Raw genomic sequence first — 19987 nt, forward strand, 5'->3', positions numbered from 1 at the left:
CTCAACCAGCACTGACAGCCCGGCGCGCCCGGTACTCGGCGACCAGGAGCGCCGTGGCGGTGTCGGTGAAGCCGTCGGCTTCCTCAAGAGCAGCAGCAGGCAGCGGGTCGCCTGGCTCGTAGCCGAGGGCAGGACGGCCGGAGACGTGCTCGCACAGGGCAGTGAGCCGGTCCAGGAGCGCGGCGCGGCGGGCCTGGTCCTGGTCGAGGGAGTGGAGCCAGATGAAGCAGGCGCGAGTGTCGAGAGGGCGCGGCGGCAGAGAGCTTCGGATCGCGTCGGCTCGCTCCGCCAGGGCGTTCCGCACGGGAACACGGAGCAGCGCGGCGAGGCGTTCGACGCGCGGCGAGCGGTCCGTGAGGGTCGCAGTCATGAATCCCACTGTTGCAGCGGGCACTGACAGCCCGGCCGGGCACGTTCTCGTCCGGCCGGGCCCGCGAATCAGCCGGTTCCGCCGAAGAGGCCCCCGTTGCCGCCATTGCCGCCCTCGCCGCCGTCGGGCGGAGAGGACGGCTGGGGAGTCGTGCCGCCGGTGCCGCCGTCACCGCCCCCGGCCTGGCACTCGGCGTCGAAGATGGGGCAGGTCGGGTTGCCCGTCGGCTCGTTGGTCGGCGGGGCGTCAGTGGGCTGGGACGACGAGGACGGAGTCGGGTCCGGGTCGGGCTCGGTGGAGCCGCCGAACACAGCGAAAGCGGCGATGACGGCGCCGACGATGACCAGGACGGCGCCGAGGATGAGGCCGACGGTGCGGCGGGAGGGCGCGGGAGCGCTCACGGAGCGGGTTCCTTCCGTACGAGGATTGAGAGCCCGGACGGTGGCCGCTGAAAGTGGCTTGTGTCGCTCCCTGGGCGATGGCCCAAGGTGGCGGTGGGACGGGACTGCGCCACGATGTTCAGATGCACGACGAGGAGCCGTTGGAAGACTGGGCCCGCAAGCGCGAGGAGCGCCGGAACGCTTCGAAGGGGAAGCTGCGGGCTGTACCGCTCACGGGCGGCCCGCACCGTGGGGCGCACGTCGATCCGGACGCGCCCCGGGCGATCCAGGAGTGGACCGGAACCGAGTGGGAGACGGTCGCCGTCGCCGAGGATCTGGCTGCCGCCAAGGCCCTGTTGTTCCCGCCTGCGCCGGTCGAGGAGAAGCCCACCGAGTGGGACCGTCCGCCTGGACTGGGCAAGGGCCGGGGCAGGCACAGGAAGCCGACCCCGGCGGAGGAGCAGGGCCAGTAGGCCGCGCGCCTACCGGACCTTCGCGAGGGACGGCGCCTTGACCGCCGGGGCCGGGGCCTTCACGGCGGGCGCCTTCGGCATGGACGGAGCCTTGGGCGCGCCGGGCATCTTCGGCTTCGCCTGGTGCCGGTTCGTGCCTCCGCCGGCCGTGCCGGGCACCCCTACGCCGCCGTCCGCCGGACGGGGCGTTCCGCTGCCGTAGACGATGCACGGGCGGTGAGCGGCGGAAGGGACGAGATCACCGCTCTTGGCGCGCTCGGTTCGGCACTCGGGGGTGCCGTCGCCATCACCCCCGGCACAGCCGGTCAGGAGCAGCGCGGCGGCGGTGACAGTGGCTATGCCTGCTGAGGCGAGACGCAGCGAGCAGAGCCGGGCGGTGAAGGTGTTCACGAACGGGGCCTTCCAGATGGAGGAGCAGTTGGCCGCGCATCGTGGGCGGGGTATGCCGATTGCGTCGCGTGCTGAAGCCCGGCGGCCCGGCCTCCGGGGCGGGAGGCCGGGCGCAGGCTCAGACAGCTAGGTCGTACTCGTCGTCCCACAGGTCGTCGTAGTGGTAGAGCCCGGTGAGGTAGTCGCGGAGCCGTGGCTCCCAGTCGACGCCGTGGAGGACGGCCAGGACGTACGCGGCAACGGCGGGGCATACGACGTCTCCGGCCTGCTGGAACTGGCTGGAGCGCGACCCCTGCCACGGGTAGGTGGCGCGGAAGGAGACGAGTGTTCCGGCTTCGGCGGAGGTGAGGCGCTTCCCGTCGCTTTCGCGGACCCAGGTGCGGGTCTTGCCGGTGAGGCACCAGGACGGTTTGTCGGCGGAGAAGCAGTTGCCGCCCTTGGCTCGGCCGGTCGTCGGGTCAATGGGGCGCTGTCCTCGGGTGTTGATCCGCTCGCCCTCGTCCCAGCTGAGTGCTTTGGCCATCGTCGTGACCGGCAGGGGCGCGGCAGGCGGCGTGATGTCGACCCAGCGGTGGCGGGAGGCGAGCATGAACGTCCGCTTGCGGCGGGAGGCCACGCCGAGGTCTGCGGCCTCCAGGACGGCCCAGGAGGTACGGAACCAGTCGGCGCACCCGAACTCGACGGACAGCTCTTCCAGGATCTCCTCGGGCAGGTTGCTGGACTGCTCCATGACCATCCACTGGACGGGGGCGCCTGCCGCCTGAAGACCGAGCGGCCAGATGGCGACCTCGGCCATCAGGCCGATACGCGGGTCAGTCAGTCCGTCGAGCATGGCGCGGACTTCGGCCCAGCTTTGGCCGGAGCGCGGGGCGTAGCCCTGGTGGTACCCGAGATCGGCGCACAGCGGGCAGTCGCCTTCGAGATCGGGGAACAGCTCGTCGCAGCACACCTCGTCGAGACGGATGAACCCTCCGGCTTCACCGACGGCCGCGATGGTGTCCCGCAGGATGTCGATGTTCGTGGCGAGGAGTCCGGCGCGCTTGCCCGCCGTCGAGAAGCTGGGGCATGGGGGGCTGATGATGACGCCGACGGTGCAGCGCAGGGCGGGGTGTTCGGGGTCGAGCTTGCTGACGTCGGCGCAGATACGGACGTGGCCAGCGGCTCGGGCGGTGGCGCAGGCGTCTTCGTTGATGTCGACGCCGACGACGTCGAAGCGGGTGATGCCGAGGACGGATTGCAGGCCCTCGCCCCAGCCGCCGGGGCCAGCACACAGCTCGATCACGCGCTCCGGCTCTCACTCTTCCCAGGGCAGGAGCCAGCGGCCGGGCCAAGGAGCGGCACTCTCGTCGAGCTCGGCCATGACGTGCGCGGGTATGGGGGCGCCGGTGGCCTTGTAGGAGAGGGCGGTGGTGACGACGCTTGCTTGAGCTGCGGTCAGTTCGGTCACTGGGGGGTCTCTTTCGCTTCGGGCCGGTCGGCGGTTGCTCTCCGCCAACACCAGAAATACTACAGGGCGCGTCATGCATCTTCCATCTGTGCAGGTCAAATGGGCAGAGAGGGGCGTGCTGTAGCCAAAGTGAGAGGGTGTGAGGCTGTGCAGAGGGGTGCTTCCTCGCAGCGAGGAAGCACCCCTACGGAGAGTGGGCTAGCGTTCTGCCAGCAGGGACGTCACGAGAACCCCCGTCCGTGGCGTCCCTGCCCTCACGCCGCGCCCCGAGCGCACAGGTCGATGACCAGGCGCGCGCCCTCCTCCGGGCGCAGCAACTCAGCGAGCGCACCCAGCAGTCCGGCCAGCACCTCGTCATCCCAGTCGACGACCTCATTCGGGTCGTCCTGGCCAGGCGCGTAAAGCTCCACGTCCCGCCCATCCCAGTCGGCGTGCCCCATGCACAGCTTCGAGTCCTTCGCCTCGAACACGGCCACCTCGTAACGGCGCCCGTCGCCCGGGGCCAGCAGCCCCACCCGGCGGGCGACCGCGTGGCGCAGCGCGGCCTCCTCGGCGGCAGCGGCGGTTTCCCGCAGCTCGGTCAGCATCGCCGTACCGACGCCGTCCAGGAGCCGCCGCAGCGCCGCCTTGCGCTCCTCGCGCCGAGCCCGGTCGACGGGCTCCTGGGCGCGGCACTCCGCACGCCAGCACGCACACCGCCCGCAGTCCTGGCACCCCTGGGCGAGGGTGCAGCCGCACCGGCAGTCGAAGGCCCCGCAGCCGGCCGCGTGCTGCGCCTTCGGCACGGGCGCGGGGATGGTTGCCAGGGACCGGGACAACTCGGTGAAGTCGCGGTCCTCTTCGACCAGGTCGGCGGCGAAGGATTGGCCGTTCGCGCGCAGCATCGCGGCCACCTCGTCGCAGGTCTGCCGTCGCACGATGAGGGCGTGCGCCTCGACCTGGGCGCCGATGAGCAGCGGGAAGGAGTCGGGGGCGGGGGTGTTCTCGGGCATGGGCATGGTCTCCAGACGGAATCGGGGCGCGCCGTGCAGGGGCGCGCCCCGTGGGGTGGGATGAGTCAGCGGGCGAGCAGCGGGGCGAGGTGCACCAGGTGGTCGACGCCGACGCCGTGCAACTCGGCGGACGCGGGCGTGGAGTCCCGCACGCGGGCGACCGGATCGGTGGGCGGGGCGATGTAGCCGAACGGGCCGGTCGCGCCTCCGAAGGTGAGGCCACTGTCGTCGAGCTGGTCGACGTCGGTGAACTGCGCCAGGTGCGCGGCCACGCGGCGGCCCAGGCGAGTCCCAACCGTGCGCAGGGGGAAGCGCGGGGTGCGGTCGGCGGGCTCGGGCAAGAACAGCGGCAGGACGCGTTCCACGGCCGTGACGGGCCCGGTGACGGACAGGTCGCACGCGGGGTTGGCGCCGATGAGCGTCACCGCGAACCGCGCCCCCCGCGCCTCCCAGGTCAGGACATGGCTGTTGGGCTGGACGCCGACGGTGTTCAACGTCGCTGCGCCCTGGGTGCGCACAGCGCTGCCGATCAGGTTCAGGTGCAGCAGCCTCATCCTGTGCGCCTCACTGGCAAACGGTTGGGCGTAGGCGACAGCGGCGGCATCGTCGAGGCGCGGCAGGACGAGCCGCAGGGTCTCGCGGACCACGGGCTCCGGTGCCATCCGGTCCAGGCTGAGGTCCGGCTCGTACGGCTCGCGGCCGTCGAGCTGCCACGCGATCTCGGTACGCCACGGGTGCGCAGCGAGGATGAGCGCGCCGGGCCGCCCGGCCTGGGTGAGGCGCGCGGCGGGGCGCGTCGTCCACCAGGCCGCGTACGGGGCGACCGTCCAGGCGTGGCCGTCGCGGTGCGGCAGACGCTCGGCGACACGTTCGGCGATCGCCGGTGTGGCCTTCACGGGGGTGGTGGCAGTAGCCATGCGGGGTTTCCTTCGGGTCTTCCGGCGTTGCTCTCGCCGGGGAGTTGACCGGCAGGGGGCGTCTTGCGTCGCCCCCTGCCGACAGGCGGGGGCGGGGCGAGCAGAAGTGCGCCCCGCCGGTGGGTCAGAGCCAGGAACGGACGACGCGGGGGCTCTCCGAGTAGCACTCGATGGCGACCGTGTAGAAGTCGGCTTCGGGGTCGTCGAGGAGGGTGAGCGCCGCGTTCACGACGAGGTTGTCCAGGTCATCGGGGATGTTGCGCCCCGTGTGCTGGGCGGAGGCGTCGACGCCGTTGTTCACGGCCTGCGAGACCTGCTCACGGATGAACTGCGGCGCCTCGTCGTCGTCGGCGGCGTCCGGGGTCGGTTGGTAGTGCCGGTTCTTCACCTCGGCCCACGGCGCGGACGGCGCGTCGAGATACGTCATGACGGCGGTGATCGCCCAGGCGAACCGGTCGGCCTGGTTGGAGCGGTGCGCCTCGTCGGCGGCCAGCGTCACGCTGTCGACGATCGCGGTGTGGACTTCGTCGCGGGAGTACAGCTTGACCGGGCCGGTCTCGGTGGAGGCGACGACGTCGCCGGGGCGCACGGTGGTGGGGACGAAGTCGACGACCTGAATGGGGGCGTCGTCGAAGAATTCGAGGGACATGGCGGGGCTTCCGTTTCGATTCGGGTCTGTGCCGGCCCGGTTGCTCTCCGGGCCGTGGGCCCCGGCCGAGTGGCCGGGGCGTGAGGGTGGGGCGGGTCAGTCGGCGTCGCGGAGTCCACGCACGGTGTTGGCGACGAGTTCGGCGAGGGCGGGCAGCCCATCGGCGGCGCACACATCCGACAGGTAGGTGCGGCTGCCCATGTCGTCGGTCAGGTAGAGGTCTCCGTCAGTGGTCGGGTCCCCCTCGGTGTCGACGGCCAGTAGGTAGCCGTCCGTCTCGTCCTGGAGCTGGAGGTACGCGCCGACACCCCACGGGGTCGACTCCGCGTGCCAGACGGGACCGAGGATCTGCGCGGCGGCGCGGCCGATGTCGGAGACGCTGAACTCGTACTCGGTGCCGGGCTCCGGCGTGTAGCGGCCGTGGTCGTCGTGCGGCAGGTACCGGGAGTGGGCCTCTTCGAACGCGATGATTGCGTCCACGACGATCGTGACGGCGGCGCGGCGGATGGGTCGGCCGAAGATGAGGGGGGCGTCAACGGCCGTGCTGGCGGCAGCGATCGCACCAGTGAGCTGCCAGGCCGCTTCCTGCCACGCGCGGGTGTGGGGGGCGCGGACGGCCGCGTACGCCTGCATCGGGATGATCCGCTCGATCAGCAGGTCGGCGGCGTACCGGCGGCGGGGGAAGGTGGCGAAGACGCCGTACGCGGCGCGGGCTTCGGGGGCGAGCGGGGTGACGGTGCTGCTCATGGTTGTGCCTTTCGGGTCTTGGCCGGTTGCTCTCCGGCCAGGGGTGGGGCGCACCGGCGTGGTGCGCCCCGTGGGGCGGGGTGGTCAGTGCGCGGTGTCGCCCTGGATGGCGGGGCACTCGTAGCCCCAGCAGTCGCAGACCATGACGTCGCCCCACGTCTGGACCTTGCCGCACTCGCAGGTAGCGGACTCGCGGACGCTGAAGCGGATGGTGGAGCCGCCGCACGCGATGCACTTCAGGTGAAGTTCGGCGACGCGCACCCGGTTGAAGGGGCGGCGGCTGTCGACGTTGACCGCGCCTTCGAGTCGCTTCCACTTCGCGAGGGCGGCGAGCACCGCGCGGAACCAGTGGTCGGTGTCGGTGTCGGCTGCCTCGGTGTCGGCGTGGAGCCGGTCGAGTTCGGCGCGGAGCGCGGTCTCCTCGGCGGCATCCCGCTCGTTGGGCGGGAGTAGCCGGGGCAGCGTGGGCAGGGGCGCGGCGGTGAGCGGTGCGGTGATGTAGTCGATCACCGTGTCCGGGAGGCGGCTGTCGGGGTGGAGGGCGATCAGCTCGCGGGCGTCGGACAGGGCCCGCCCCATCTCCATGAAGGGGGCGTTCGTGGTGCCGTCGTAGGCGTCGCACGCGGTCGCAGCGGCGTCGAGGTGTGCGGCGATGAACCGCAGCGCGGTGATGGTGGCCGGGGCGGCGAACCGGTCTCGGGCGACGTGGGCGGCGGTGCGGGCGCGGGTGGCGGCGGCGATCTGGACCGAAGTGGGCTGGTAGGTCACGGGGTTCCGTTCGGGTCTGGGGCGGTTGCTCTCCGGCCTGGTGGGGCGCACCGGGGTGGTGCGCCCCGTGGGTTGTGGTTCAGCGGCGGCAGGCGTCCGGTGACGTGCAGCCGGGTTGGCAGGTGGAGCGGGTGACGCTGTTGAGCAGAGCGCGGACAGCGTTGGTGCCCTTGGCCCGGCAGGCTCCTCGGGCGTGATTGCCGTGGACGACTTCGGCGCGCAGCACTTTGCCGCTGGTCCGGCCGATGGTGATGGAGCCGAATGCGCCGTGCGGGCCGACGGAGTTGAGGACGATGCGGCGGGTGTTGCCATGCGGCTGGCCCCAGGTGGGGCGCAACCCCTTGGTCTCGGCGAGGCGGATGATGCCGACGGTGTATGCGGTGATCCCGGTGGGGTCGATCGTCTTCTCGGCGGCGCCGGGGATCTGGTCGGGTGCGGGGGCGAGGGTGGCGTTCATGGTGGCGTCTCCAGGGTTGGGGCCGGGGCGCGGCGGGGGTGGGCCGCGCCCCGGCGGTCGGGGTGGGGCTACGCGGCGAGGGCGGCGCGGATGGCCTTGTACTCGGCCTTGCGCGGCTTGTAGTTCGCGACGATCTGGGCGACCTGCTCGGCGGTGTAGCGGTAGACGGTCACGACCTGGCGGGCACGGCCGTGGAGAGTGCGGCGTATGCGGGCGGCGCGGCCCTTGATGCCCGCCTTGCGGGCCTGGGTGCGAAGCGCGTCGGCAGCGCCGGAGACGGCGGTGAGCGGGGCACCGGTGGCGATGATGTGGGTGACCAGTGAGCGGGGGCCGGTGCGGACGCGGCGGGCGGCGGTGGAGGCGGCACGGCGTGCGCGGGCTTCGGCGCGGTTGGTGCGGGCGCGGTCGCGGAGGAGGGCGGCGGAGCGGCGGGAGTTCGCGGACATCAGGGTCACCTTTCGGTTCGGGTCTGTCGGCGGTTGCTCTCCGCCAACAAGAAAAATACTACAGCACGCGTCATCAAGGGTCCAGTCCGGGACTGCAAGCGATCCCTGAATGGATGTTTGGGTGTGCAGGTATGCGGAAACCGCGACCGCGACGGGTTCGCACGGAAAGGTGTCGGCGACGCGCGCTGTACTAGATGCGGACGGCTAGAACAGGGCGTCGGCCTGCGGCTGCGCGGCCGGGGCCCGGCGGGGCACGGTCCGGCGCGCGGGCACGTCGTCACCGAAAAGGGCGGCCGTGCCGTACGCGTCCGGTGCGGCCAGCACTCGGGCCCCGGCCCGTGCGGTCCGCTGGTCGACGAGTTCGAGCGGGGCCGACTCGTCGAAGTCGGCGCGCCCCATCTGCCTCCAGTCCGTCACCGGCTTCCCTTCTTCTGCTGCGTGGCGTTCAGGTCGATGACGGTCAAGAGCCCGCCCTCACCGGTGACCTCCAACTCCGGCGGCCACCCGTCGGTGGCGTAGCTCTTGAGCTGTTCGTACGCGAGTCGTGCGGCCTCATGCGGGCTGGACGCCTCGAAGTCGGCGTACCACTTCACGCCGTACGTACGCACGGCCTCCTCGGCGGCCTTCTCGGCGGCGGTGACGACGGCGGCGGGGATTACGGCCATGGGCCGGTGGCGCAGCTCGATGGCGCACGGCTCATCCCCCTCACCACCCTCACCGTGCTCGGACGGGGACAGACACACGAACCGCCACCCGACGTCAGCAACACGGCCGTGATCGCCCAGCGTCCACGCGTCGACGTCTTCGCACTCCTCGCACCCCTCGCACGGGCAGTTCCGCAACGCGTGCGGGTCGGCGGGGTACGGGGTGGGGATGTGGCCCGCACGGCGGGTACCGCTCCTGTCGGAGAAGTCGGCGAGCACGAGATCACCGGCCTTCACCTCATGGGCGTGAACAGCCACGGCCTGGTCGAGGGTGAGCCCGAACGGCAGGGGCGGGTAGTCGGAAGCGGTCGGCCGATCGGTGAGGTGGAGGCTTTCGGAGCCGAGGGCCAGGGTGCGCACGGCGGGTCCTTTCCGGTCGGGGCGGTGGCGTAGCGGGAACGTGCCGGGCGGGTCGGTCTGGTGACCGTTCACACGTCTTCCTCGACGGCATGGCTGCTGTACGGGTACGGGCTGTTCGGATCGTCCAGGAAGGCGAGCAGGGCCCCTGTGACGAGGCGACGGTCACCTTGGTGGCCGAAGTCGAAGTAGGAGTGCAGGCAGTCGAAGGCGTCGTGGGCGGCCTGCTCGATGCGCTGACGGCTGTACCGCTGCTCAAGGGCTCGGTCCGCGCCGGGCGTTGCCCAGCGGGCGGGGACGACGACAAGGAGTTCGTCGGCGTTGTTGAGCTGGCACACGGGGTCGAGACCGTCACGCGGCCAGACGGTGAGCGCGATCGGGCTGGTGAGGTACGTGAAGGGGTCGGCGCGGTGCTGGCTGCACAGCTCGCACGGGCACTTCGGGTCGACGGGGCGCGGCCGGGCGGCGTACGGGATACAGCCGTACGGCAGGTAGCTGACTTCGGCGGTGTGGGCCGGGTCGTAGCCGTAGACCTCACCGAGCACCACGTCCCCGTGCCGTACGCGGTCAGCGCGCACGATGCGCACGGCGGCCGGATCGAAGTCGTAGGGGTGGGTGTCGGCCGGTCGGGCGGACAGGCGGACGGGGCGCACGGTCGGGTCGAGGTCGAAGAACTGAGGCATCGGGTTTCCTCCAGCGGGGGGGCGGGGCCGGGGCGCAGCGGTGCGGCTGCGCCCCGGCGACGGGTGGTCAGTGGTGCTCGCGCCACTCGGCGTCGAGGGCCCGCAACGCGGCCGGGAACTCCGGGGTTCCGGGCTTCTCGTCGAGGCCGCGGACCTGGGCGTGGCCGTCGGGGTTGTCGACGCGGGAGCCGTCCGGGTTCGTCCAGCCGTACGCGGGGCGAACGGCCACCGTCACGCACAGCCGGAGCGCAGTACCGGCGTGAGCGCACTCGGAGGGGACACGGCCGGTGTTGATGAGGAACGCGACGTGCAGGCCAGTAACCAGCTCCCGCAGCTCCGGCACCCTGGCAGGACTGGCACCCTCCCGGGCAATCGTCGCCAGCAGGGCAGGGCCGTCAGCCACGCGGATCGGGGCGGACGCCCCCTCGGGCTGGTAGCGGTACGCAGGCTGCCCCTGGACGCGGCGGCAGAGCGTCAGGACGTCCGCCGGTGCGCCCCGGCATTCCAGCGGCGCGGCAAGCGCGGTAGCGGTCGGTCCGCACTTCCGGTTGCCCATGGTGCGGCAGTCCCAGCCGCTCTCGTCCTCGTCGATACGGCCGTCACGGTTGTCATCGCCCGTGGCGTCCGCGCGGCCGTCGGCAAAGCCGTCGTTGAACGCGGTCACGATCTCGTGCGGGGTGGCCTTCGTGGCTCCGGCGCTGGTGGGGCCGAACGTCGCGAGGGTGCCGAGGGCGGCGGTGGCCAGTCCGGCTGCGAGGAGCACGCGGGGCGGGGTCGGCGGATGGGCAGGCGCAGTCTGCGCATGACGAAGTCCCTTTCATTTCGGGTCGGTTGGCCCGGTTGCTCTCCGGGCCGGTGGTGCGATGAGAACGCTACACACCCCGAACAGAAAAGTACAGCGCGCGTCATCTTGGGTGAATGGATGTGCCTTGCGTATGGGAAGGGCGGTGATTTTGCGTGGGTGTTCCCAACAGGGAAACGCGTGCTGTACTATTCAGGTGTTGGCAAGGAACACCGCCGACAGCCCGGAGAGCAACCGGGCGCCGACCCGAACCGAAAGGCACAGCCATGCCCGTCACCCTGGACAAGACCGCCCGTTCCTTCACCGTGCTCATGCAGGACGGCGTAGTGCACGGCGTCCTGCTCACCCCCGCGACACAGGAAGACCGCGATCTCCTCTACTTCGACGCCTACTGGGGTGACTGCCTCGACCTGCGCGAGGTGACCGCCATCGACCGCTTCGACGCTCACAACACGGCCGTCGGCATCCACGACCGCGAAATTGCGGTCGAGGACTACATGCAGCGCATCGGCGTCAACTACGACGTGGCCCGCACCGTTTACCAGGACTGCCGCATCTGGGCCCGCGCACTCGGCACCGCAGGCCGCGCCTCCTGGCTGCGCCACGACCTCAAGAGCTACATGCCGCTCAAGCACTTCGTGCTCATCGAGGTCATGCGCGAGTTCGGCGAGCCCACCACCGCCTGACCGACCGCACCGCCCGCCCTCACGGCGGGCGGTGCGCCCCACCCGGCGCACCTGCCCCATCAACGCAAAGCAGCGCGCTCTTACGCGTGCGCGCGCGTAGAGACCGCTCAAAACGCTCACTACCTCGACCGCTCACCCCTTGGAAGGACTTGCTTCGATGACTGCCGCTGACCTGATCGCGGCCCAGGTGACCATCACGCTCGACCAGTGGGACCGGGCCGTCGTGCTCCTGCCCGATGACGTCGCTGCCCGGCTGGCTGTCTCTTCCCGTACGGGCGTGAAGAACTACGGCTACGGCCACTTCGAGTCCCGCGTCTTCGGCGTCGACACGTACGAGACCCGGGCCATCCGCACGATCTTCGAGGCGGTTCTCTCCATGCACCCCGACGATCAGGGCCTTGCCCAGTACGAACGGTTCGGCACCGGCTACTTCTACGGATGGACCGTCGGCGTCTCCGGCTGGGACTCGACTGCGCGCACCTGGCGTAACTACGACGCCACCAAGCACCTCCATGTGGACGGCCTCCACCTGGAGCACGACGGGCGCAGCCACTTCGGTTCGTAACCCCTTGGGCGCCCGTGTTCCGGCCGGGCGCCCGACCCCTCCCCTTGCCCGCCTGTTGAGCGCCCCCTAGCAGGGGGGGTGAGTGTCGGCCAGTTCCCCTGTTCGCCCCGTACGCGGTCAGGTCCCGCCCCTAGGGTCGCTTGACCTGCGTGCGGGGCCCCAACCCGTCTGGTCACAGGCCAGGCCCCATCCACGTTGAGGTTCCCGTGAGTACACCTGCCAGCACTCTCATCCACCGATCCGTCGTCACCGTGTCCGACGCTGACACCCTGCTCGACACCGTCCGCTGGATGTCGGGGCAGTGGCTGAAGAAGAAGTTCCGGGCCGCCGTCCCACTGGGCACCGGGCAACACGCGCTCGACGACGCGTCCGTGCTGCTGTCGCAAGCGGCCTACAACGACCAGGGCGCCGAGTACGCCACCCGCATCCAACTCCGTGAGGACAAGCCGGAGGCGACCTGGCGCACCACGGTCACGGCAGTCCGCTCCACCACCGGCGACGGCGGCATCGCGGGCGTCGATCTGGAGTGCTTCCCCAACACCGCGCAGGCTCTCCGCGGCAGCAAGCCGAACCTGATCCGTGACCTGATGGGCGAACTGGAGCCGCGCGACGGCCTGTCGAGGCTGAGCGTCAACGCCCTACGCGTCACCCACGACCGCGTCCACTCACTGCTCGACGTGCTGTGCGATCCGGAGCGGCAGATGCCCACCCTCGTTGCTGCGCGCCCCATACAGGCCGATCCACTGTGGTCGGACCGCGTGGCCGGCTCGATGCGGAACGTCGCCGGGGACGCGTCCACCTACCTGCTGTGGGACCTGGCCGCAGTCGACGCGTTCCGTGAAGCGATCGGCCACGACCACCGCGTAAGCCCCGGTTGCGTACGCACTTTCATGCCACTCGTCGACCCGGCCTGGGCGGCGGACGCCCCGCGGCACCGGCTAATGGGCTCCTCCAGGTGGACCGACCCGGCGGACCAGACGTGGCGCGGCGTCGTCCGACGCGTGCACACGCTCGCCCTGGAACGTCCGCTGCCCCGACAGCTCTCCTCTGTGATGTTCCCCGACCGCGTTGCCGAGCAGCACCGGCAAGAGCGCCGCGAGTCCATGGACAAGGCGCGGCTGCTCGCCTCCGTACCGGCGCAGCGCATGGGCGAACGGGACGAGGAGCTGCGCGCCGAGGTGGCCCTGTTGAACGGCCTGTTGGACCAGGCCGACAAGGAACTGTCGGAGCTGGGCCGCAGCATCGACCTGGCCGAGCGCGCGAACACGTCGACTCGTGACCAGCTCCAGGCCGTCATCAGCGATCGGGACGGTGAGATCGAGGACCACCTGACGACGCTGGACGCGTTGCAGCAGGCACGGGCCGAGGCGGACCGGCTGCGGCTTCTGCTGCTGCGCCAGGGGCGCGCCCGATGAAGTCGTTGAGGCCGCCGAAAGCCTGCCGGGCATCCCCGCATCGTTCGAGGAGCTGTGGGAGCGCCTGGGAGAACTGGAGCACCTGGCGGTGACCGCAGACCAGCGGATCGCGTTCAGGCTCGACGAACACCCCATGTCGCGGACTTGGGCGGCGAAGGGCTGGACAGCGCTGGCGGCGCTCGACTCCTATGCCGCAGCGGCGAAAGCTGGGTTCAACGGCGGGTTCTACCAGTTCTGTACGAGCCCGCCCGCAGGCGCCAAGCCCTACCCGGCCAAGCAGATCGCGATGACCGAAAGCGCACCGACCATGGAGCAGTACGGGCACGAGCGCGTGTTCCCGATGCCCGGCGGGGAGCGCGCGGAGATGCAGGCGCACCTGAAGCTCGCCGCTCGGGGAGCCATCGCGCCGCGCGTGTACTTCCTGGACGAGGTGAAGGGCGCCGGCCGTCTCGTCGTCGGGTACGTCGGACCGCACCTGACGAACATGATGACCAACTAGCAGCACCGTCAAGGCACAGCGCGCAGCGCAGCAGGACGGAGTTGGCCCTATTTCGCAGGGGTATCTAGCACTCTTGTGACGCGTGCTGTAGTATTTGTGTTGTTGGCGGAGAGCAACCGCCGACAGACCCGAACCGAGAGGGAATCGTCGTGTCCTTGACCCTGGCCCTGCCCACCGTGGACGACCTCACCGCCATGTGCGGTCCGCTGCGCACCGTCCTCGCCCACTCTGGCCCCGTCGACATCGCGCCCGAACTGGACGAGGTGTACTCCTTCGAGATCCTGGGCGGCAAGACGCTCCGCGAGTCGGTCATCAACGGCGAGGCCGGGCCCGTCCTGATCATCCGCCTCGTCGAGTACAGCGACCCGGTCACCCACACGACGCGGTACGGCGTCGAGAAGTGGAGCGTCGTCGCATACCGCACCGTCGACCACACCGTGCGCCTGGTCTCCGACACCGAATACGACCGGCAGGTCCGCGCCGAGTTCGCTGAGCCGTCCCTGCCCGTCGGCCGCGCGCGGTTCACCGGCGGCATGGCCACCTTCTACGACGCGACCGACGTCATCTGACCATCGCTCCCACCGGGGCGCAGGACGAGCACCGTCCTGCGCCCCACTCCTCCCGCACCAAAGGACTGCCACCGTGGCCACCGCCCCCAAGAACCCGACCCCCGCCCACCGCCGCGCGCTGCTCGCCGCCCTCGCCGACGACAAGGGCCGCGTCCCCGAGAGCACCAACACCCGTGTCCAGGACGCGATCTGGCTCGCCCACTGGGTGACCGAGGTGACCAACACCGGCCGCGCCGCCGCAGGCGCCCGCTGGGCCGGATATGGCGGGCCGACGTTCCTGTCCATCAACAGCCGCGGTCGCAGCGCACTCCTCACCGACGCAGGACACACCGCGCTCCACGCCGCCGCGCCAGAGGGGCGCCTGCCGGAAGGCACCCCGTGGCCGACCGCAATGGCCCTGCACCATGACGGTCTGATCGAGTTCCGCGACGCCGACGCCACCGTGCACCCCAACGACGGCGACAACGGCGTACGCGGGCCGCTGTACGCCCCGTACCTCACCGAACTCGGCCGACGCCTGGCCACCGGGTTCCCGCAGGCGCACCGGACTCCCCAGACCGTCTGAAAGCCCGCCCCCGGCCGCGCCGCCCCTCACCCGCGGCGCGGCCCCCTCACCGAACGGACACCCGCTATGAAGCCCACCAACGTAGACACCGCGCTCTCCACCCTCCGCATGAGGACCAGCGAATGGCGTTCGAACGCCGACCGCACCCGAGCGGCCGGCACCGACGAGTCCCTGGGCTGGCAGATCGACCGCATGGGCGAGCGCGACGACATCGCCACGGAGATCGTCGAAGCGTGGACGATCCTCGACGACACGATCACCAGCAACCTCGGCGTGTCCCGGCCCGAGGAGTGGCGCGTCCCGCAGCTCACCGACGAACAGTTCACCGCCGTATTCGCGGACTGGCCGGAGCTGGCCGTATTCGGCGAGGACCTGGTCAAGGACCTGTCCCGCCACGTCGGGATCCGGTACGTCCGATGGCTGGCGCAGCGTGCTGTGCAGAACGCCCCCGCCCTCGCGGCGCCCCACCAGGAGGACGCGTGCACCTGCGTCACCAACTGCAATGAGGCCAAGGGCGGGTGCAGCCTCTCCGGGCGGAGGCACGTCCACCCCCGCACCCTCAGCGGCCAGTACGGGAAGTGCCCCGAGCACCCCGAAGCCCCCGGCGACCTGTAAGCCGACCCACCAGGGACCCGCGCCCGTCCCACCCCCGGCGGAGAGCAACCGCCGTCCGACCCGAACGAAAGAGCCCCGCATGTTCACCGCCACCGTGCTCGAAGCGCTCGCCACGGCCGACGTCCCCGCCTACTACGACGACGAAGAGGCCCTTCTTATCGCGCACTCCGCCGACGTCCCGCAGAGCCGGGCCACCTTCGGCGAACACGTCGTGATCCAGCCCCGCAACCGGGACGGCAGCGGCTACTACGCCGTCGCCTGGGAGCCCGACGGCCTGCCGGACTACACGGAGATCGCCACCGTCTACGAGGTGGTATTGAGGTTAACGCGGCCCTTCAGTCGCGCTGCTTTATCGGGCTTGTTGTCGTTGGTCTTGACGTCGCGACGAGACCGGTCGTTTTCAGCAGCAACCACAACGACCAACCATAAGCAGCCCAACTGGGCATATGACCCCGATATACCGCTTCGCCCGCGAAGCGATATCAGCCCGGTCGCCCCAGCGGTCCGCCGGACCAAGGGGCCGATGGAGCTCATCCACCTGGTCGGCGCACCAACAGTCAACCTCCCACCGGCCGTAACTTGCCACATAGGAGCGATGAAATGGCCCGTCGCATGGTCAACGGTCACAATCCATCATCGTTAACCGTGAGCTGCAAGCGGTATTCGCCCTCGACGTCAGGGGTAAAGCTGGGGGCAGGCGAATTGCCCGTGTCCACGGTGCCGCCCACCTTTGCTCCGCCGTCGGTGGTCTTGATGTCCACGGAGGCTGGGTCGTCGTTGGCGAATGCGGGGGCCGCTGTGGCGGCCATGCCGCCCATAGTGAGTGCTGCGGCGGCTGCCGCCGCAGCCGCAATCTTCTTGAGGTTCATAGAGTTTCTTCCCGGCTGAGGTAGCTCCCAGGCCAGAAACGCCGGACATCCGGCACGGCCTAGGCGGAACCGTTGCCTCCTTTTCGGGCCTCCGGGCGGGAGCCCGCCTTTACCAAGCAGTCTATAACTTTTGACACATAAGGGAAGTCGTTACCTTAAGTAGCGAACTCGTACATTACGGTCAGGTGTTCACGCCATTTAATTAAGACCGACCGGCAAATGGATCACTTGAGGCGGCGGGGCGGTCGTCCCAGCGGTAGCGGCTGGTCGCGCGGCGGATGAGCATGCGGAGCGTGACGAAGGCGGCGGCCAGATACAGGTAGAAGTCCACGGCCTCGCCGTCCCGCTCGGTGCAGCGCCGCAGCTTGCCGTAGCCGTTCATCCACGAGTGTGTGCGCTCGACCACCCAACGCTTTCCGGCCTGGATCGGTGCGGGCACACCCTTGCGGGCGATCTCGCCGGTGAAGCCGAACCCATCCAGCAGTTCACGGGTCTTGGTGCTGTCGTAGCCGCGGTCCAGGTTGACGTTCACCTCGTCCGGCAGGGGGCCGACCTGATCCTTCGTGGCCTGAAGGGTGGGGCCGAGCAGGGGTGAGTCGTGCCGGTCGGCGCCGGCCGAGACGATCCCCAGGGGCACCCCGGCCGCGTCGGAGGACACCGAGCGCTTCAGGCCCTGCTTGCCGCGGTCGGCCGGGGAGCGGCCGGCCTTCTCGCCGCCGGATGGGGCCTTGGTGATGCAGCCGTCCACCGAGATCTCGGCCAGTCCGAGGCCGATCATTCGGTCGTACGCCTGCAGCGCCAGGGCGTGGAGGCGCTCCGATATCCCCATCTGGGCCCACCGTTTGACGCGGCGTCGGATAGTGCGGGCCGAGCAGCCAGGGCTGGAGACTCGCTCGTATCCGGAGCCGTGGACCAGGGCCTGGACGACATGTTCGAAGACGACCCGGTCGGAGACCCGGCGGCGGTGGCAGCCCAGTGGATGGGTCGGCGCGTACTCGTCCCGTGCGGGCAGTAGGGCGGCGAACTGGTCCCACAGGGGTTCGAGCAGGCAAGATGGGACAGCAGGCACCCTCCCGCGATCACTGAGCGTAGAGAACAGCACGACCTGGTCGATGTCCAGGACGTCGCGGATCAGTTCCAGCAGGGCCCCTTCGTCGTTCAGGACCCGGCGGGAGAGCAGACGCTCGCCCCGATCGTTAAGCACCACGCAGTGGTGATGCTCTTTGCCGATGTCCACTCCGGCCCAGATCCGGGGCACGGCCACCTCCGTCAGCTTGTCGGTACCAATCGATCCAGCAGACGACCTCGCCGACGTAGTCCTACAGAGCGATCAAGTCGCACATCCCAATTGGCGGTCGAGTCGTCGCGGGGCTCCGGGCGGCCCTGTTCTCTGAGCCATCCGATCGGCTCCTCCATGACAGCCATACCCCGAGCCCCTGGGCCCACCGATCTTACGAGTAGCGAGTAGCCGGGAGGGATCTCACCTCCCGGCTCTCTCAGAACCGTGCGTGAACCTCTCGATTCACACGGCTCCCATCATCCAGTCGTTCGTGGTCACGGTTTGCAGAGCTTCCAGTGGGCGAAGAGTCCTGGGTAGAGCCTTGCGACTCTGCTCAGGGCCTGCCAGGCCCGGCCCCACTTGCCGCGGTACCGCTTGTATTTCCGCACGATCCACCGTCAGGTAGTCGTTGATGCGGTTGAGGCTCGCTACCAGCCGTGACGGGAAGTAGCGCCCGGTTGAGTCGGGCCGGGGCGCGGTGCAGACCTTGCGGTCAACCCGTTTCCCCGACCCGCTCGCCGCACCCGGCGTGCGGCTCTCACCGCACCGGGCGCTCCACGTGTCTTACCCGTTGGTCAGTTGCCGGTGACGGCTGCTGCCGATCTGGGAGTCCACGGGGTCGGAATGTTGCGACCGCGGTAGCGGTAGCGGGTCACTTCGACGCTGGCCGCGCCGGTGAAAACGACCCCGTTGTGAGCAAATCTCCACCCCTGGTCGCAGAAGCGACGGCGGAGTTCCTTCATGGACAGCCGGGTTTTGCCCGCGTACTTGGCGCGTGTCCAGCGCATGAGCCGACCCCATACAAAGGAGTCGACCGCGCTGAAGGTCGCCTTGGACACCCCGTGCCGGAAGTAATTCGCCCACCCCACCAAAGACCTGTTCACATCGGCGATCAGCTCTCCCAGGTCTTGGTAGCGGGTTGACCTGTACGTCTTGACCTTCACCTTATCCTTGATCGACTGAACGGCCTTCTTGGACGGCTTGGTGTAGACGTGGTGCTTGCTGGTTCCTCGCTTACGCATCCTGCGGATATCGAAACCGAGGAACGTGAAGCCCTCGTCGACGTGGACTACCTGGGTCTTCTCCGGTGCCAGTCGCAGTCCCAGTGGGGCCAGTACGGCTGACACCTCCTCGCGCAGCGCCTCCGCATGATGGCGTTCTCCGAACACCATCAGAACGAAATCGTCACAGTAGCGGACGAGTCGCCAATGCCGAGACCCTTATTCCTGCGCTGACGCCGTTGCTTGTCGTTTCCCATCTCCTGAAGCCATAGCTGGTCGAAATGTTCGTCCAGTGCCGACAGGGCGATGTTGGCGAGCAACGGCGATAGAATTCCGCCTTGTGGCGTCCCCGTTTGAGTCTCTTCCTTGTTTCCGAGTTCGGTGAGGATCCCGGACTTCAGGAACGCCTTCACTGTCGAACAGATACGCTTGTCCTTGATCCTCCTCCGCAGGAGATTCATCAGAGCCGTGTGATCGATTTCATCGAAGCAGGCTTTGATGGCGCACTCCAGAACCCAGTGGTATCCACTGGTTCCGAGGAGGTGGATCTCGGAGATCGCGTCGTGTGCGCGGCGGTTGGGGCGGAACCCATACGAGCAGGCTTGAAGTCTGCCTCGAAAATGGGTTCGAGCACCAATTTCATGCTCGCCTGAACCACGCGGTCGGCAACAGTTGGAATTCCGAGCTTCCGGAACTTTCCTGAATTCCCCTTCGGGATCATCACCTGTCGCACTTCGATCGGCCGGAATACGCCAGACTTCAACGAGTCCCGGATTTGTTCCAGGAAAGCATCGACCCCGACCCAGGTCTTAATCAGGGCCGCTGTGGCCTTGTCAATACCTGCGGTCTTGGCGCCCTTGTTAGTGGACACGCGTTCCCACGCGGCCACCAGAAACGCCGGGTCGTAGACGAGGTTGAACAGATCACCAAATCGACGACCAGGATCTTCGGTCGCCCAACGATGCAACTTGGTCTGCATCCTTCGTACCGCGAAGTGCGCCGAATCAGGATCCGGCCACCCCACGGCGCCGGTATTCACCGGTGCATCTTCGAACATTGCTTTCCCTCCTTGGACTGACACGCTGCCGCCCTTCCCCGTGTGCGCGGGCTTTCCCCGGCTCTGAGTAATACGGCGGCTCCGCCCCATCCGCGCCTTCAGCCGGCATCGCGCCTATCCGCCCCCTGTCCCTCTGGCCGAGGGTGAGGTGTGGAACGACCACGGATGGTTCCCGCGTTCACTGCTATCCGGTCGACAGGTTAGGCACCCGGCTCTACCCCTGCGGCATCGCCATGGTTACGCCGTAGTCATTCACCATGGCCTCCAGGGCGATTGCAAAGTCGC

General features: G+C 69.3%; 30 protein-coding genes. 9 read left to right on the forward strand and 21 right to left on the reverse strand.

Annotated features, from left to right (window positions below):
• Position 1: 1 nt before the first annotated feature.
• Both J7E89_RS09905 and J7E89_RS09910 read right to left on the reverse strand, forming a co-directional pair.
• Positions 2-370, reverse strand: a complete 369-nt coding sequence (locus J7E89_RS09905; RefSeq protein WP_214971338.1) for a hypothetical protein — start codon at positions 368-370, stop codon at positions 2-4.
• Positions 371-438: 68 nt separating this feature from the next.
• Complete coding sequence (locus J7E89_RS09910; protein ID WP_214971341.1) at positions 439-771, reverse strand: hypothetical protein; 333 nt, start codon at positions 769-771, stop codon at positions 439-441.
• A gap of 122 nt (positions 772-893) precedes the next feature.
• On the opposite strand from J7E89_RS09910, the gene J7E89_RS09915 reads away from it, so the two are divergent.
• Positions 894-1223 carry a DUF6087 family protein gene (locus J7E89_RS09915; protein WP_214971344.1) on the forward strand — a complete coding sequence of 110 codons (330 nt, stop codon included), beginning with the start codon at positions 894-896 and terminating at the stop codon, positions 1221-1223.
• A 9-nt stretch (positions 1224-1232) separates the two neighbouring features.
• Here the strand turns inward: J7E89_RS09915 and J7E89_RS09920 are convergent, their stop codons facing one another.
• The 14 genes from J7E89_RS09920 to J7E89_RS09985 all read right to left on the reverse strand — a co-directional run bounded on the left by J7E89_RS09920 (position 1233) and on the right by J7E89_RS09985 (position 10543).
• Positions 1233-1613 carry a hypothetical protein gene (locus tag J7E89_RS09920; protein WP_214971346.1) on the reverse strand — a complete coding sequence of 127 codons (381 nt, stop codon included), beginning with the start codon at positions 1611-1613 and terminating at the stop codon, positions 1233-1235.
• Between the two features lie 118 nt (positions 1614-1731).
• Positions 1732-2895, reverse strand: a complete 1164-nt coding sequence (locus tag J7E89_RS09925) for a DNA cytosine methyltransferase (protein WP_214971351.1) — start codon at positions 2893-2895, stop codon at positions 1732-1734.
• Between the two features lie 12 nt (positions 2896-2907).
• Complete coding sequence (locus J7E89_RS09930) at positions 2908-3060, reverse strand: hypothetical protein (protein ID WP_214971354.1); 153 nt, start codon at positions 3058-3060, stop codon at positions 2908-2910.
• Between the two features lie 254 nt (positions 3061-3314).
• Entirely contained in the window at positions 3315-4052 is a 738-nt protein-coding gene (locus J7E89_RS09935) for a hypothetical protein (RefSeq protein ID WP_214971357.1), read from the reverse strand.
• A gap of 65 nt (positions 4053-4117) precedes the next feature.
• Positions 4118-4969: a hypothetical protein gene (locus tag J7E89_RS09940; RefSeq protein ID WP_214971360.1), complete on the reverse strand. Its 852-nt coding sequence runs from the start codon at positions 4967-4969 to the stop codon at positions 4118-4120.
• A gap of 124 nt (positions 4970-5093) precedes the next feature.
• Positions 5094-5618 carry a hypothetical protein gene (locus tag J7E89_RS09945; RefSeq protein WP_214971362.1) on the reverse strand — a complete coding sequence of 175 codons (525 nt, stop codon included), beginning with the start codon at positions 5616-5618 and terminating at the stop codon, positions 5094-5096.
• A gap of 96 nt (positions 5619-5714) precedes the next feature.
• Positions 5715-6365 carry a hypothetical protein gene (locus J7E89_RS09950; protein WP_214971365.1) on the reverse strand — a complete coding sequence of 217 codons (651 nt, stop codon included), beginning with the start codon at positions 6363-6365 and terminating at the stop codon, positions 5715-5717.
• 84 nt (positions 6366-6449) lie between these two features.
• Positions 6450-7133 (reverse strand): hypothetical protein, encoded by a 684-nt coding sequence (locus J7E89_RS09955; protein WP_214971367.1) that lies wholly within the window; start codon positions 7131-7133, stop codon positions 6450-6452.
• Positions 7134-7212: 79 nt separating this feature from the next.
• Positions 7213-7590: a hypothetical protein gene (locus J7E89_RS09960; protein ID WP_214971370.1), complete on the reverse strand. Its 378-nt coding sequence runs from the start codon at positions 7588-7590 to the stop codon at positions 7213-7215.
• Between the two features lie 68 nt (positions 7591-7658).
• The gene (locus J7E89_RS09965) at positions 7659-8036 is read right to left on the reverse strand and encodes a hypothetical protein (RefSeq protein WP_214971373.1); all 378 of its coding nucleotides are present in this window, start codon (positions 8034-8036) and stop codon (positions 7659-7661) included.
• 204 nt (positions 8037-8240) lie between these two features.
• Entirely contained in the window at positions 8241-8453 is a 213-nt protein-coding gene (locus J7E89_RS09970) for a hypothetical protein (protein ID WP_308315414.1), read from the reverse strand.
• The gene (locus tag J7E89_RS09975) at positions 8450-9172 is read right to left on the reverse strand and encodes a hypothetical protein (RefSeq protein WP_214971376.1); all 723 of its coding nucleotides are present in this window, start codon (positions 9170-9172) and stop codon (positions 8450-8452) included. Before J7E89_RS09975 ends, J7E89_RS09970 begins: the two co-directional genes overlap by 4 nt.
• A complete protein-coding gene (locus tag J7E89_RS09980) occupies positions 9169-9780 on the reverse strand; it encodes a hypothetical protein (protein ID WP_214971379.1) in 612 nt (203 codons plus the stop codon). Before J7E89_RS09980 ends, J7E89_RS09975 begins: the two co-directional genes overlap by 4 nt.
• Before the next feature lie 67 nt (positions 9781-9847).
• Positions 9848-10543 (reverse strand): hypothetical protein, encoded by a 696-nt coding sequence (locus tag J7E89_RS09985; RefSeq protein ID WP_214971382.1) that lies wholly within the window; start codon positions 10541-10543, stop codon positions 9848-9850.
• A 305-nt stretch (positions 10544-10848) separates the two neighbouring features.
• Between J7E89_RS09985 and J7E89_RS09990 the strand changes: the two genes are divergently transcribed.
• The 8 genes from J7E89_RS09990 (at position 10849) to J7E89_RS10025 (ending at position 16139) form a co-directional block, all read left to right on the forward strand.
• Positions 10849-11268, forward strand: coding sequence for a hypothetical protein (locus J7E89_RS09990; RefSeq protein ID WP_214971384.1), 420 nt, complete (start codon positions 10849-10851; stop codon positions 11266-11268).
• Between the two features lie 157 nt (positions 11269-11425).
• Complete coding sequence (locus tag J7E89_RS09995) at positions 11426-11833, forward strand: hypothetical protein (protein WP_214971387.1); 408 nt, start codon at positions 11426-11428, stop codon at positions 11831-11833.
• Positions 11834-12039: 206 nt separating this feature from the next.
• A complete protein-coding gene (locus J7E89_RS10000; RefSeq protein WP_214971390.1) occupies positions 12040-13248 on the forward strand; it encodes a hypothetical protein in 1209 nt (402 codons plus the stop codon).
• 88 nt (positions 13249-13336) lie between these two features.
• On the forward strand, positions 13337-13747 hold the full coding sequence (locus tag J7E89_RS10005) for a hypothetical protein (RefSeq protein ID WP_214971393.1): 411 nt from the start codon (positions 13337-13339) through the stop codon (positions 13745-13747).
• 149 nt (positions 13748-13896) lie between these two features.
• Complete coding sequence (locus J7E89_RS10010) at positions 13897-14316, forward strand: hypothetical protein (RefSeq protein WP_214971396.1); 420 nt, start codon at positions 13897-13899, stop codon at positions 14314-14316.
• Positions 14317-14389: 73 nt separating this feature from the next.
• Entirely contained in the window at positions 14390-14881 is a 492-nt protein-coding gene (locus J7E89_RS10015) for a hypothetical protein (protein ID WP_214971399.1), read from the forward strand.
• Positions 14882-14947: 66 nt separating this feature from the next.
• A complete protein-coding gene (locus J7E89_RS10020; RefSeq protein WP_214971402.1) occupies positions 14948-15496 on the forward strand; it encodes a hypothetical protein in 549 nt (182 codons plus the stop codon).
• Positions 15497-15575: 79 nt separating this feature from the next.
• Positions 15576-16139, forward strand: coding sequence for a hypothetical protein (locus tag J7E89_RS10025; RefSeq protein WP_214971405.1), 564 nt, complete (start codon positions 15576-15578; stop codon positions 16137-16139).
• Here the strand turns inward: J7E89_RS10025 and J7E89_RS10030 are convergent.
• The 5 genes from J7E89_RS10030 to J7E89_RS42025 form a co-directional block, all read right to left on the reverse strand.
• Positions 16120-16365 (reverse strand): hypothetical protein, encoded by a 246-nt coding sequence (locus tag J7E89_RS10030; RefSeq protein ID WP_214971408.1) that lies wholly within the window; start codon positions 16363-16365, stop codon positions 16120-16122. The genes J7E89_RS10025 and J7E89_RS10030 overlap by 20 nt on opposite strands.
• Positions 16366-16567: 202 nt before the next feature.
• Positions 16568-17623 carry an IS5 family transposase gene (locus tag J7E89_RS10035; protein ID WP_308315416.1) on the reverse strand — a complete coding sequence of 352 codons (1056 nt, stop codon included), beginning with the start codon at positions 17621-17623 and terminating at the stop codon, positions 16568-16570.
• A 596-nt stretch (positions 17624-18219) separates the two neighbouring features.
• Positions 18220-18816, reverse strand: coding sequence for a group II intron maturase-specific domain-containing protein (locus J7E89_RS42015; protein ID WP_308315417.1), 597 nt, complete (start codon positions 18814-18816; stop codon positions 18220-18222).
• A complete protein-coding gene (locus tag J7E89_RS42020) occupies positions 18816-19202 on the reverse strand; it encodes a reverse transcriptase/maturase family protein (protein WP_308315419.1) in 387 nt (128 codons plus the stop codon). The genes J7E89_RS42015 and J7E89_RS42020 overlap by 1 nt, the downstream gene beginning before the upstream one ends.
• A complete protein-coding gene (locus tag J7E89_RS42025; protein ID WP_308315418.1) occupies positions 19106-19702 on the reverse strand; it encodes a hypothetical protein in 597 nt (198 codons plus the stop codon). The genes J7E89_RS42020 and J7E89_RS42025 overlap by 97 nt, the downstream gene beginning before the upstream one ends.
• Positions 19703-19987 lie beyond the last annotated feature (285 nt).

It is taken from the genome of Streptomyces sp. ISL-100 (assembly GCF_018614615.1).
GTDB lineage: Bacteria > Actinomycetota > Actinomycetes > Streptomycetales > Streptomycetaceae > Streptomyces.

Excerpts from the sequence above, each read along its gene's own strand:
- J7E89_RS09960 (WP_214971370.1), bottom strand. The coding sequence starts at position 7,590 with ATGAACGCCACCCTCGCCCCCGCACCCGACCAGATCCCCGGCGCCGCC.
- J7E89_RS10025 (WP_214971405.1), top strand. The coding sequence starts at position 15,576 with ATGTTCACCGCCACCGTGCTCGAAGCGCTCGCCACGGCCGACGTCCCC.
- J7E89_RS42015 (WP_308315417.1), bottom strand. The coding sequence starts at position 18,816 with ATGGTGTTCGGAGAACGCCATCATGCGGAGGCGCTGCGCGAGGAGGTG.
- J7E89_RS42025 (WP_308315418.1), bottom strand. The coding sequence starts at position 19,702 with ATGTTCGAAGATGCACCGGTGAATACCGGCGCCGTGGGGTGGCCGGAT.
- J7E89_RS09945 (WP_214971362.1), bottom strand. The coding sequence starts at position 5,618 with ATGTCCCTCGAATTCTTCGACGACGCCCCCATTCAGGTCGTCGACTTC.
- J7E89_RS09980 (WP_214971379.1), bottom strand. The coding sequence starts at position 9,780 with ATGCCTCAGTTCTTCGACCTCGACCCGACCGTGCGCCCCGTCCGCCTG.
- J7E89_RS10020 (WP_214971402.1), top strand. The coding sequence starts at position 14,948 with ATGAAGCCCACCAACGTAGACACCGCGCTCTCCACCCTCCGCATGAGG.
- J7E89_RS09990 (WP_214971384.1), top strand. The coding sequence starts at position 10,849 with ATGCCCGTCACCCTGGACAAGACCGCCCGTTCCTTCACCGTGCTCATG.
- J7E89_RS09995 (WP_214971387.1), top strand. The coding sequence starts at position 11,426 with ATGACTGCCGCTGACCTGATCGCGGCCCAGGTGACCATCACGCTCGAC.
- J7E89_RS09915 (WP_214971344.1), top strand. The coding sequence starts at position 894 with ATGCACGACGAGGAGCCGTTGGAAGACTGGGCCCGCAAGCGCGAGGAG.
- J7E89_RS09950 (WP_214971365.1), bottom strand. The coding sequence starts at position 6,365 with ATGAGCAGCACCGTCACCCCGCTCGCCCCCGAAGCCCGCGCCGCGTAC.
- J7E89_RS09965 (WP_214971373.1), bottom strand. The coding sequence starts at position 8,036 with ATGTCCGCGAACTCCCGCCGCTCCGCCGCCCTCCTCCGCGACCGCGCC.
- J7E89_RS09940 (WP_214971360.1), bottom strand. The coding sequence starts at position 4,969 with ATGGCTACTGCCACCACCCCCGTGAAGGCCACACCGGCGATCGCCGAA.
- J7E89_RS09905 (WP_214971338.1), bottom strand. The coding sequence starts at position 370 with ATGACTGCGACCCTCACGGACCGCTCGCCGCGCGTCGAACGCCTCGCC.
- J7E89_RS10030 (WP_214971408.1), bottom strand. The coding sequence starts at position 16,365 with ATGAACCTCAAGAAGATTGCGGCTGCGGCGGCAGCCGCCGCAGCACTC.
- J7E89_RS09935 (WP_214971357.1), bottom strand. The coding sequence starts at position 4,052 with ATGCCCGAGAACACCCCCGCCCCCGACTCCTTCCCGCTGCTCATCGGC.